The sequence below is a fragment of the Salinispirillum sp. LH 10-3-1 genome, from assembly GCF_030643825.1.
Classification (GTDB): Bacteria; Pseudomonadota; Gammaproteobacteria; order Pseudomonadales; family Natronospirillaceae; genus Salinispirillum.
Map to the genome: position 1 here is coordinate 2,430,252 of NZ_CP101717.1, position 11,967 is coordinate 2,442,218.

Genomic DNA, 11,967 nt, shown 5'->3' on the forward strand with positions numbered 1-11,967 from the left:
CAGAATCACTAACATAGTAAGAAAGAACACTGAGATGCGCCATTTTTGCGCAAGAATTAAACACAGGAACCCAGACAGTGCAGTCTGCAATTGTTTACAGTTTTTGACCAATGCCTAATCTGTATGACGTATGCTCGCGGTACATGACAAGAGAAGGACTAAGTACGCCCCGGCATCAGTGTTCCACGCGAAAATACGGCCGCGCAAAGGCAATGGCTTCGGCTCGGTCATTGACGTTCATTTTCCGGTAGATACTGCGAATGTGACTTTTTACAGTGGTGGGAGCAACAAACATCTGCCGTGCGATGTCCTGATTGGTATAACCCTCAACAATTCGGGTCAGTACTTCAACTTCTTTGGGCGTTAATGCCTCGCTCTGACGCTGCAAGTTGGCGTTCAAACGCGACACCCAAGGAGTTCCCGTCGGTGGCACCTCCAAGGTATGATGCGTTACCTTATCGACCTGCGGAAGCACCATGCCCAGTTCGGGCAGTTCGGCGCTCAGCGGGCGCAAGGCGTCACGCCATACCCAGAGAGTAAACAAGGGTTTAATCTGCAACAATTCATGCCGTACCGGTTCAAGCCAGCGTGCTCCGGCTGCATCATAGGCGGCCAAACACAACCGGGTACGTAAGGCCTCCAGACGCAAGCCACAGGTATCGGCCTGTTGCAGCAGGGTTTTCAGTAGTGCGATGCCGGCCGCAGGTTCACCGCGTAGAATACGCAACCAAGCCACTTGGCGCTGATAGTTTTGCAGAAAATGGTTCTCGGCGGCACGCGCAACGATGGACTCGTCAATTGCCGGCCAGTCGCCTTCTCCGGTTTCATGGCGCAGCACCAGTTCGAATTGCAGCAAATGGGCAAGCCAGTCGGTATGGTAGTTAAAACGGCTTTTAAGGTGGCGCAAATGAAAGGCGACTTGGCGCGCCCGAGTCAGTTCTCCGGTGACCAGATGCACGCGCCCTTTGATGGAAAACGCGGGCAGCAAACCGTAGTCGCCCAGTGGCTGCATGATCGACAGTTCTTCTTCGACAAAATGCAATGCTTCGTCCAGCGCCAGCCGTTCGAGCAACGCTTGCGCGCGATTGCGATAGAGAAATTCCATATGCAGCACGCGTTCGATGCATTTCTCGTGCGCCGTCGCCACCGCCCGTGTTTGCACGTGAAAGGCTTCGTCTAACTGACCCATGGCGCAGTGGGTATCGCTTTGCAGGCACAGTGACCACAGTTGCTGCTGCGCGAGCTTGCTCGCTATGGCCTGTTGCTCGGCGGCCCGCAGGCTGGCTAAGGCCTCTTTGAGGCGCCCCGCGCAGAGGTCACTTTGACCCAATACAGACCACGCCACCGTGCGTGAAATTGCGCTATCGGCGGGCAGGTCATCCAGCGCTTCACGGGCCAGCGAGCGTGCGGTGGCATAGTCTTCACGATTGATCGCCTCTTGCGCACGCACCACCTGAAACTCAGCCCGCAATTCAGTGCTGATGTCCATGCCCACCGCTTCGGCGGTCGCCAGCAAGGGCACGATATCGCCCTCGCGATAGGTCGCCAGATTCAGCCACAGTTTCAACAGCAGCAATGTTGAGTCTTCCAGCATGGTGGTTTCTGTAATCAACTCGAAGGCGGATTCCAGTAGGTCGAACTGACCTCGACGGTAAAAATACTCACCGGAATGCCGCAACACGGTACCGATGGCAGCGGCATCACGCATTGACAACGCCAGCGCCAACGCATCGTATGCTTGGCCAGTCTGTAAATAGGCTTCCACCGCTCGGGCTTGAATACGCGCCCATGCTATGGGGTCGTCCTGCTCCCAGCTGCGCAGCGCTTCACGGAAGAGATCGTGCAGACGATACCAGGTATCTTGCTCATTGGTCGGTGGCACCAACATGTGCGCGTGCACCAGCTGCGACAACCAAGGTGTGACGTCGTCCTGTTCCGTCATGTGCCGACACATATCGGCGTTGAAGCGGTCGAACACACAGATGCGACGCAATAGATGCTGCAGCGCGGGGGCCAACGATGGCATGACTTCATCGCGGAAGTAGTCAAATATCAAATGATAGGGCCCACTGAGCCGCACGCTGCTGTCGACCAGCTCCGCTGTGGTACTGGCGTGGCAACTGATCAACTGATAACCGGCAGGCCACCCGTGCAAACGATTCTCCAGTTGCTGCACAACGTCGGGCGTCACTTCTCTGGCCAAGCGGCGAGACAGAAACTCCCCTGCTTCGGCAGCGGTAAAGTCCAACACCGGCGCATCCACCTCCAGCACCTGCCCGCGTACGCGCAAGGCAGCAATACCGATGCTGGGTTCCAGGTGACTGCCAATCAATAGATGGATGTTCGGCGGCAGATAACGCACCCAATGCCGCATGGCCGCATGGATGTCGGGGTTATTGATCACGTGGTAGTCGTCCAACACCACGTAGAGATGAGATGAGGTGCGCGACAACTCCACCGAGACTTTACCCAGCAAACTCTCCAACGACTTGAATTCCCCGGTCTCGACCAGCGCGATGCTTTCGGTGCAGCCATTCGCCGTGGCCTGATGCAACGCCGCCAACAGATGAGCAGCGAAATGCTGTACCTGATTGTCACCTGAGTCGAGTGAGAGCCACGCATATTGTGGCTGGCGTCGATGCAACCAACTGACCAGCAAGGTGGTCTTACCCTGTCCCGGTGGCCCCTGAAGTAGAGTAACGGGGTACGACCATGCTTGGTCTAGGAGGGCTTCAAGGCGCGGACGAGCGACCACTGGCTCAGGAATGCGTGGCGGAATTAATTTATAGGGATTCACCCACAGTCGCGTGGTGACATCTGTGGCCATTATGGTTCTCTGTTGTTGTTTTTATCACAGTAGGATGCCTGATTACGAGGCATAAAAAAGGCCGATTTAGACAATCGGCCAGTTGAAGTTTACGGGGTGGAGTTTTCTCGAACAGCTATCAGAATCCGCCGGTGCTGGTTACCATGGAGCCACTACCACCGGTGGTGACCACATTGTTCGCACCACCTTGCCACTGAATACCAGCGGTCGGGTTTGCTTCTTCGCGCTTCACACACTTCCATTCAATCTGCGTGTTTTCCGGCAAACCGTTCACAGTAACCTGCCAGGTTGGGTAGTTGGCCGCTCCCATCTGCACGCCATTGGCTGGACTCCAGCTGCCTACTTCTGTGATGTTACCCACCACATAGACGCTCTGGCCCCAGTAAGTAGACCCGTTGTTGCAGGTGAAAGAAGCGGATGCACCACCACCCGTTGAAGGCGCTTTAAAGTTTTGGATGAACTGCGCGTAACGGTTGCGGCCGGTATTGTTGGCGGTCACATTGGACAGGCGCAATACGGTTAAGCCGTTGTAGCTCGTCCATGTAAAGGCGTTTTCAATGTTGTCCCAACCTGTATCGGTCTGAACTCCACCCGCTAAGGCATTTTCACCTTTCAAGTCGACGCCCAATGCACCGGCGGCATCACCCACCCAAAATACCAAGTCTTGCGCCCGCGAATAAGCCAAGGAGCCGCCATCATAGTCCTGATTGTTCATTTCCAAGGCAGTGAAATGCAGTACGACGTTACGGCTCGGATCACTCCCGGTTTGCGTGGTGCTGATCATGCTGTTATAGCCGTGCCCAGTTGCGGGGATATTGATATTGATGTCGGTTGGAATCAGACCGGCGGTGATTTCTGGCACTCGGCGCATGCTGTCGCTTGGGTTGCCAATCTGCCAGTGAATACCAGGGATTTTCATACCCAACTCGATGTCGGACAACGGGCCATTGAATCCTTGCAGTGCAGCGTCGATCATGCGCGTACCGTGCTGAGTCAATGATTCGTGGTACCAGCGAATGAAATCGCGGCCGTACTGGGTGTACAGGTGGTCCTGATTATCAAAGAAGAAGCTGGCATTCGACGGTGGGTTGATTTGTCCCCAGCTGGTCAGACTAGTGCCCCAAGCATTGTTTAGTGTGGTCAGGTTGCCGTATCGGCCTTGTGCCCAGTTACGGAAGTCGGCGACCGCCAAATTGCCGTACGCCTGCAAAGTACCGCGATTCGGGTAGTGCGCCAGGGGCGAAGCACCGTCGTGCTGATTGTAGGACGGATAACGCAATTCACCGGCTGGGCCCATGCTGATGTTCAGCTCAATGATATGGTCGGCCAAGTGGGCGTAGCGGTCTTCGAACGCCGCCATGAACTCAACGTACTGGTCGAGCACGAAGTCGTCGGCCCACAGCGATACGGTTTCGTAGGAGTAGTTGCCCAGTTCACTACGGTAGCGCAGGTCGTTTTCACTGATGCCCGGATTTTGGTTGGCCGCATGGCTCCAGAACCAACCAGGAATGGGGATATTGCAGTCGTCACCGACGTTACCACCGCACTGGTGAAACGACATAATGGGCACAATTTTTAGCCCGGCATTGATGATGGTACTGAAGATCTGGTCGTAATAAGACCAGTCAAACTGGTTGTCGCCTGCTGCTTCAACCTTTCCCCACCAAACATCAACCGAGATGCCGTCGAGGCCATAGCTGGCCGCTTCACCGAGCTGCCACTGAAAGTCGTTCCACTGGCTTTGGCTGGTCAGTTCCAGCGGTGCCATGGCGTTGGTGGTTTGCGCCAGGTCGGCCCAACTGGCCGAAGCAAAGACCACGGCGGTCGCCGCGACCAAACTTTTGAACTTGAGCATGATGTGCACCTTAGAGTGTTATTGTTTTTATCACTACACAGGTAAGAGTACGAATACGATCCTGCCGCACAAGGTTGAGGGGGGCGTATTTTGGGGGAGGAAATTCTACTCCCTTTGTTGAGATGAGCTGTGTTGCATCAATTAAAAACACCGCCAGAGCGCGCGCTGCAGCTCTCAATCACCAAACCCAGTGCCGCAGGCGCAGCACCAGACGCTCGGCGTCTGATAAGGTGGCGCGTTCCGCCAGAACTTCGGCCAACACTTCCGGGCGGTCGGTGATGATGCCGTCCACCCCCATATCGAGAAAGCGAGACATCGAGCGGGCGTCGTTCAGCGTCCAGACATGCAACGCCTGCCCGTCTCGTCGCATCTCACGCAAGCGCGATGGCGTTACCGTGGCGTCGCGCAGGGCCAGAATGTCGAACGGCTGTCCGGCTTGCACGCCAATGGCACTGTGAACCAGCAAGCTGGTGCGCAGGCCCGGCTCTAAGCGCTTTGCTTCATGCAGTATGCTGGGGCTCAAAGCGGCCAAAATGGTTCGATCAACGTAATCCAAGGCTTGCAGCTCTGCCACCACATCGCGTGTTAAATTGGGCATTTGCGGGGCGGGCTTTATTTCTAAATAGAGTTGGGCTCGATCGCCGATTAACTCAATGGCTGCGGCCAGGGTTGGAACGGGTTCACCACGAAATTCTGGTGCAAACCAGCTCCCGGCATCCATCGCCGCCAACTCGGCGTAAGGCACTTCCCAGATGGCCCGACGGTCACCGGCAACGCGCAATAAGTCGCGGTCGTGCAGCAACACCAGCACACCATCTGCGGTGGCCCGCACGTCCAGCTCAATGTAGTCCGCGCCATCTGCAATGGCGCGCTCGATGGCCGCCAAACTGTTTTCCGGGGCCAACCATGAGCTGCCGCGATGCGCAATGTTCAGCGCGGTGTCCTGCGGTTTGAAGGCCTGCACCGCATAGGCCAACTGCCCTAACGCCAGCGCCACCAACACCGCTTCAACCCCCCAAGTCAGCATGCCTACACGGCGTGGTTCGGTCGCGTCAGAGACGACAAAGGTCTTACCGCAGCTAAGCTTGTACAGTTTGAGGATGAGCATACTGTTGATACTCACGCCAAAGATGACCAGCAAGGCACCCAAAACAACGTAGCTGACGATGAGTGTAAGCAGAATAGGAATGAGCAGCGCATAGCGTTCTGGTACGGCGAGTAATACGCCACGGCCGAGTGCATCAAAACTGACCGACAACAATAACGGCATTAGGGCCACCAACCCAGCGACCGACAAGACACGCACCGCTACCTGCCAGCGCGAACCCTGTGTGAGTGTATTGCTGCGCTGCAATGAGGCCCACGGCGAGCGGCCTTCCAACAACATGACGGGCAAGGCCAGAATCCAACGAAAGTACAGCCCGCTGTTGAGGGCCAGCATGATCAACAACAGCGGTATGGCCATGGCAAAAAACCACCACAGCTCGGTGGGGCGGCCTTTGATCACGTAATAGATGTCATAACCGCCGAGTTGCCATTGAAAGGCCAACACTAAGAGCACCAACCAAGGCAAGGCTAACAGTGAATGTACAGCCACTTGTAAGCTGGCGAGCGGCAGTAACTTGGGGAGTCGGCGTGCCAACAGCCACAGCGCAGAGGCCGCCGAATGGTAATGCCCGTTAGCGCGGGGCGAAGCAATCAGCATCATCCCGGCGTGTTGCAGAAAAAAGAACACCGCCGCCAAGGTGCCAGAGACCAACACCCATAGCAGGCCAGCCGGTGTAATTAGAAAGCGCACCATGTCTTCGTTGCCGAGCATGGTGGCGCCACTGAGGCGCACCAGTCCGCTCAGGAGCCAGGCAGAGAATGGGGCCAGGGTGCTCAGCGTCAACAGAGCAAAGTACACATGAAACGCCAGCAATGGCCGCCAATGGTAGCGAATGCTGGCGAGAATGGATTGTGCTAGGCGACGTGTTTGAATCATTCGAGTCCTGTTTGTTTGCGGGTATGCCCGTTACAGAAAAGCCTCCGCACCACACGCCGGCAGGTGTGAACGCCTGCCCTACGACAACTCGGTGATGGTTTCCAAACCTTTTAAGGTTTGCACCACCGCGTGCGCCGCTTCCTGCCCTTTCTTCACGAAATGCTCGCGATAAAACTTCACATGCTCTTCATGACCATGGAAATCATGCGGGGTCAGCACCACAGAAAACACCGGCACATCGGTGTCGAGCTGCACGCGCATCAGGCCGTCGATCACGGCGGTAGCGACAAAGTCGTGACGATAAATACCGCCATTTACCACCAAGCCTAGCGCAACAATCGCATCGTAGCGACCGGTTTCGGCCAAGCGTTTGGCGTGCAGTGGTATCTCAAACGCACCGGGCACAGCAAACTCGTCAACGGCAAGCGATACAGCGGATTGATCAAGCGTTTCCACTAAGGACTGCCGCGCTTGGCCGACGATATCAGCATGCCACGAGGCGGATATGACCGCAATACGACCGGTGGAGTTGGACGCATTATGCGGTGTCGACGGGGTATTCTGAAACTGATTCATGGGTTTCCTCATTAAGGGATAATTGACCAGAATCAGGGCACGCGAAAACACAGACAGACACCCACGGGGATGCCTGATCATGCACGTCGCGATCTCTTTCATCCGGACTGTAACCGTCGGCTCTGGCATCGCACCAGATCTGCTGACCCTCAGTTTCCCTAAGGAGACTAAGGCGCTCGCGGGCTCCTGTGTCTAGCAGCCTTTCGGACTGGGCACAGATACCGCCGGTGGGGAATTTCGCCCCGCCCTGAGAACGCTGCCGGACTTGTCGTCCGGCGGAGGCATTCTAAAACAATGCCACACGATTACAACCTAACACGCCTATAGAGTCCGCCTATAGGGAGCATCTACATACAAAGCTGCGCGCCCGGCTCGCCAACGGCCTCGTCACTGGCGATCATGGCCAGTGTGACACCCGGATGCACCATATAGGCATGACTCAGGTTGAACAGCAGTCCGCTGACGGGCGCTTCAACGGCAACGCGCTGCGGCGTTTCACGATCCAACAAAACGATGTCGGCAAAATGTTCACCTTGGCGTACGCGGCTGCCCAGCGGTTTATGATGCACCAGAATGCCGTTGGCCGTGCTCTGCACCAGTTTGACCTGCTCAACATCGAAGCGCTCGGGCGTACCGGCCATCGGCTGCGGCTCTGCCCCACTGTCTGACACAAAACCTTGGTGCTCCAGGAAGGCCAACAGACCTTCCGCATCTCGCTTAGCCAACGCATCGTTCACGTCCTGCACGCCACGCAACTCTAAGGTGGCCGCGAAACAAGGGCGCGCAAAGGGCGCCGAGGTCTTATCACCCAATACCACCCAAGGCTGTGTGTGGGTACCGTCGAAGGCAACCGTGCCCCGCACATCTTCTTCCAGACTCAAGGGAAAGCCCAAGCAGTGTGCCAAGGCTTGCCCCTGCTCTACTTGGTGTTTGCCGTAAAACAGATAGGGCATGGCACCAAAGTCGCAATGCAGATCCAGCATCACCGTCGCGTCAATCGACTCAGTCAACAAGGCTTTGTGCAGAGCATGCACTTCATATTCAGTCGTCTTCTCGCTCACCAGCGCACGCAACGCAGCGCGCACGAGCTGATCGTTGGCTGCAGCATCGTCGGTCAATTGCGGGGTTACGCGGGCCACCAGTTCTTCAGCCGACAACGCCATGCCACGGTTAAAGTTCTGCCCGGTAACCAGGTCGTAGCGACCAGGAAACACACCAAATACGCGCTGATTCATCCCCAGTGGATTGGCGTAAGGCACAACCCGGATGGTTTGGTGAATTTTGCCCGCTTGCTCCAACTCCGCCAGTTTCTGCAACAGATGTTGCACTACCAGCAGGCCCGGCCATTCATCGGCATGCAGCCCGGCCTGAATATAAGCAATGTGCTCGCCCGCACCGAATTCATGCACCGTTAGGTAGCGTTCATGTCCCGGTGCCGGGGCGGTCAAAGGGATACGACGAACGCTCATAGTCCGTTCCTCATCATGTTTCACTCATCAATTTGGCAAAACGGGAGTTTACTGAGCTGTTGGGTAGGTGTCACTTTACGGATAAGTGCGCACTGTTGAACTATAGTATGACTATCCCTTCGGAATTGAGCATCTTCGTTCCTAATCGACACAACTAGCGCCATTTAGCCATACAGTGCTATTTGGAATCAGGGGCTGCCATGCTGGCCCATTTCGCGCAAAAGCCGCGCAAAGCCGCATGGTTGCTGACCATTCACGAAACGAATGCCGAAAATACGGCATATAAATTTTCGCTATACCCCTCATAGCGCATAGATTAAGCCCATCGACGGATCGCCGCTGAGCACCCAGCACCGCCGCGACGGACTTTAAACATAACTAGAAGGTAAATCACATGACATACCGTAACGACATCGACTCAGTCGCCTCTGTTTTGAAGCAGAACCCAACGTGGAATGCCATCAAGCCCGAGCATGCGGCTCGCATGCGCGCCCAGAACAAATTCCAAACTGGACTGGATATCGCCAAGTATACAGCGAAGATAATGCGTGAAGACATGGCCGCGTACGACAAAGACACGTCCAAGTACACTCAGTCTTTGGGTTGCTGGCACGGTTTCATCGGCCAACAGAAAATGATTTCTATCAAGAAGCATTTCCAAACCACCAAGCGCAGCTACCTGTACCTGTCTGGCTGGATGGTTGCCGCTCTGCGTTCTGAGTTTGGCCCTCTGCCTGACCAGTCCATGCATGAAAAGACTTCTGTACCGGCCTTGATCGAAGAGCTGTACACCTTCTTGCGCCAAGCCGATGCTTGGGAACTGAACCACCTGTTCCGTGAACTGGAAGCCGCTAACGAAGCAGGCGACCAAGTGAAAGCGCGCAGCATTGAGCAGAAAATCGACAACCACGAAACGCACATCGTACCTATTATTGCCGACATCGACGCCGGTTTTGGTAACGCTGAAGCGACTTACCTGCTGTCGAAGAAAATGATCGAAGCCGGTGCGTGCTGCATCCAGATCGAAAACCAAGTATCTGACGAGAAGCAGTGCGGCCACCAAGACGGCAAAGTGACTGTTCCACACGCTGACTTTTTGGCGAAGATCAACGCAGTACGTCTGGCCTTCTTGGAATTGGGTGTGGACGACGGCGTCATCGTAGCCCGTACCGACTCCTTGGGTGCTGGCCTGACCAAGCAAATCGCCGTAACCAATGAGCCAGGCGACTTGGGCGACCAGTACAACAGCTTCATCGATGGCGAAGAGATCTCTAGCGCTGCCGACATCAACAACGGCGACGTGGTGATCAAGCAAAACGGCAAGCTGATCAAGCCGAAGCGTTTGGCTTCTGGTTTGTTCCAGTTCAAAGCCGGTTCCGGTGAAGACCGCGTAGTCATGGACTGCATCGCCAGCCTGCAAAACGGTGCCGACCTGCTGTGGATCGAAACTGAAAAGCCACACGTTGGTCAGATCGCTGGCATGGTTAATCGCATTAAAGAAGTCGTGCCTGATGCCAAGCTGGTGTACAACAACAGTCCATCGTTCAACTGGACGCTGAACTTCCGTCAGCAAGTGTTCGACGCCATGCAAGCCGAAGGCAAAGACGTTTCTGCCTACGACCGTGCCGACCTGATGAACGTGAAGTACGACGACACCGAGCTGGGTAAAACCGCCGACGAGTGGACTGCCAACTTCCAGCGCGATTCTGCCCGTGAAGCCGGTATCTTCCACCACCTGATCACTCTGCCGACGTACCACACGGCTGCTTTGTCTACCGACAACCTGGCCAAAGGCTACTTTGGCGAAGAAGGTATGCTGGCTTACGTGAAAGGTGTGCAGCGTGAAGAACTGCGCCAAGGTATCGCGACCGTTAAGCACCAAGACATGGCCGGTTCAAACATCGGTGACGACCACAAAGAGTTCTTCGCTGGTGAAGCGGCGTTGAAGGCAGGTGGTAAAGACAACACGATGAACCAGTTCGGCTAGAAAACCTGCGAGATTGGAGCAGGCCTGACCTGCTCTCCTATCAACTACACGCTATCAACTATGCCCCTTGCGGCGTCCGAGTGATCGGGCGCCGTTTTTTTATGTGCCTTGGCTTGGGTTATACTGCGCGACAACGACTAACCGATTCAAAGCCATGACCAGCATACAACTGTGCCCCTGCGGTAGCGGACAAACCTATCGACGCTGCTGTCGCCCCTTCCACAAGGGTACCGCTGCACCCACCCCGGAAATACTCATGCGCTCGCGTTACAGTGCGTTCGTACTTGGCCTGACCTCATACCTCAAAGACAGCTGGCACAACAGCACGCGTCCATCAGACCTAACGCTGACTGACAACCCACAATGGCTAAAGCTGGAAGTTTTGGCCGCCGCGATGACCGACCACACGGGCACCGTGCATTTCAAAGCACACTATCAGGAAGGTGGGGCTATGGGTTGCTTGGAAGAACGGTCGAATTTTGTGCGTGAACATGGCCGCTGGTATTACGTGGACGGCGAGATACTCTGAGCCGAGAAAACCACATACTTTCCTGCCGGTTAAAAGACACTGTCGCCTAGGCACCTATAAGTGAGCTGGAACTAACTCCTATAATGCGACAGTGCATTATAGGAGGCATCGCCATGAACAATAATAACCAGGCGCGCTACAGTCACCCCGCAACATCTGTAACTCAGTCCGCTTGTCGCCTGCTTTTGCGAGTATTGGGCTGGCACATTGCCCCCTTCCCCGACGTTAATAAAGCGGTGGTGGTCGGTGGGCCGCACACGTCAAATTGGGATGGCTTACTGGGCTTGGTCGGCGGAGCAGCGTTGGGATTACAGGTCAACATCATGATCAAAGCCAACCTGTTCTTTTGGCCATTGGGGCCACTGATGCGGCGCTTTGGCGCCATTCCAATCAACCGGCAACAGAACTCGGGAGTGGTCGAGCAAGCGGTCGCGCAAATTAAACAACGTGACCGAATGATCATGGTGGTGACACCGGAAGGCACCCGCAGCAACGCACCGAAGTGGAAAACCGGCTTTTACCACATTGCGTTACAAGCCGAAGTGCCTATCGTTGTGGCAACCGCTGACTATGGAAAGAAAGAAATCACCTACCCGGCGGTGGTCATGCCGAGCGGTGACATTGATGCGGATTTTGAGTCATTCTATTCGCTGTTTGCCAACGTCACACCCAAACACCCAAGCAAGCTGTCAGCGCCGGTTAAGGAAAAATACCTAACCCGTCGGAACAGTGTATGACGA

8 protein-coding genes and 1 riboswitch are annotated in these 11,967 nt (G+C 55.5%); of the genes, 3 read left to right on the forward strand and 5 right to left on the reverse strand.

Annotated elements, in window-relative coordinates:
- Nucleotides 1-175: 175 nt before the first annotated feature.
- The 5 genes from malT to NFC81_RS10975 form a co-directional block, all read right to left on the reverse strand.
- Nucleotides 176-2,827 carry an HTH-type transcriptional regulator MalT gene (gene malT / locus NFC81_RS10955; protein WP_304994526.1) on the reverse strand — a complete coding sequence of 884 codons (2,652 nt, stop codon included), beginning with the start codon at nt 2,825-2,827 and terminating at the stop codon, nt 176-178.
- Between the two features lie 118 nt (nt 2,828-2,945).
- On the reverse strand, nt 2,946-4,682 hold the full coding sequence (locus NFC81_RS10960; protein ID WP_304994527.1) for a family 14 glycosylhydrolase: 1,737 nt from the start codon (nt 4,680-4,682) through the stop codon (nt 2,946-2,948).
- A gap of 178 nt (nt 4,683-4,860) precedes the next feature.
- Nucleotides 4,861-6,666 (reverse strand): glycerophosphodiester phosphodiesterase family protein, encoded by a 1,806-nt coding sequence (locus NFC81_RS10965; RefSeq protein WP_304994528.1) that lies wholly within the window; start codon nt 6,664-6,666, stop codon nt 4,861-4,863.
- Between the two features lie 78 nt (nt 6,667-6,744).
- Entirely contained in the window at nt 6,745-7,242 is a 498-nt protein-coding gene (locus tag NFC81_RS10970; RefSeq protein WP_304994529.1) for a 6,7-dimethyl-8-ribityllumazine synthase, read from the reverse strand.
- Nucleotides 7,243-7,328: 86 nt separating this feature from the next.
- A riboswitch (FMN riboswitch) is annotated at nt 7,329-7,501 on the reverse strand.
- Nucleotides 7,502-7,589: 88 nt separating this feature from the next.
- Nucleotides 7,590-8,711, reverse strand: coding sequence for a succinylglutamate desuccinylase/aspartoacylase family protein (locus tag NFC81_RS10975; RefSeq protein ID WP_304994530.1), 1,122 nt, complete (start codon nt 8,709-8,711; stop codon nt 7,590-7,592).
- A 394-nt stretch (nt 8,712-9,105) separates the two neighbouring features.
- Here NFC81_RS10975 and NFC81_RS10980 point away from each other — a divergent pair, with 394 nt between their 5' ends.
- The 3 genes from NFC81_RS10980 to NFC81_RS10990 all read left to right on the forward strand — a co-directional run bounded on the left by NFC81_RS10980 (nt 9,106) and on the right by NFC81_RS10990 (nt 11,964).
- Nucleotides 9,106-10,698, forward strand: coding sequence for an isocitrate lyase (locus NFC81_RS10980; protein WP_304994531.1), 1,593 nt, complete (start codon nt 9,106-9,108; stop codon nt 10,696-10,698).
- A gap of 154 nt (nt 10,699-10,852) precedes the next feature.
- The gene (locus NFC81_RS10985) at nt 10,853-11,227 is read left to right on the forward strand and encodes a YchJ family protein (protein WP_304994532.1); all 375 of its coding nucleotides are present in this window, start codon (nt 10,853-10,855) and stop codon (nt 11,225-11,227) included.
- A gap of 113 nt (nt 11,228-11,340) precedes the next feature.
- Complete coding sequence (locus NFC81_RS10990) at nt 11,341-11,964, forward strand: lysophospholipid acyltransferase family protein (protein WP_304994533.1); 624 nt, start codon at nt 11,341-11,343, stop codon at nt 11,962-11,964.
- Nucleotides 11,965-11,967 lie beyond the last annotated feature (3 nt).

Excerpts from the sequence above, each read along its gene's own strand:
- malT (WP_304994526.1), bottom strand. The coding sequence starts at position 2,827 with ATGGCCACAGATGTCACCACGCGACTGTGGGTGAATCCCTATAAATTA.
- NFC81_RS10960 (WP_304994527.1), bottom strand. The coding sequence starts at position 4,682 with ATGCTCAAGTTCAAAAGTTTGGTCGCGGCGACCGCCGTGGTCTTTGCT.
- NFC81_RS10965 (WP_304994528.1), bottom strand. The coding sequence starts at position 6,666 with ATGATTCAAACACGTCGCCTAGCACAATCCATTCTCGCCAGCATTCGC.
- NFC81_RS10970 (WP_304994529.1), bottom strand. The coding sequence starts at position 7,242 with ATGAATCAGTTTCAGAATACCCCGTCGACACCGCATAATGCGTCCAAC.
- NFC81_RS10975 (WP_304994530.1), bottom strand. The coding sequence starts at position 8,711 with ATGAGCGTTCGTCGTATCCCTTTGACCGCCCCGGCACCGGGACATGAA.
- NFC81_RS10980 (WP_304994531.1), top strand. The coding sequence starts at position 9,106 with ATGACATACCGTAACGACATCGACTCAGTCGCCTCTGTTTTGAAGCAG.
- NFC81_RS10985 (WP_304994532.1), top strand. The coding sequence starts at position 10,853 with ATGACCAGCATACAACTGTGCCCCTGCGGTAGCGGACAAACCTATCGA.
- NFC81_RS10990 (WP_304994533.1), top strand. The coding sequence starts at position 11,341 with ATGAACAATAATAACCAGGCGCGCTACAGTCACCCCGCAACATCTGTA.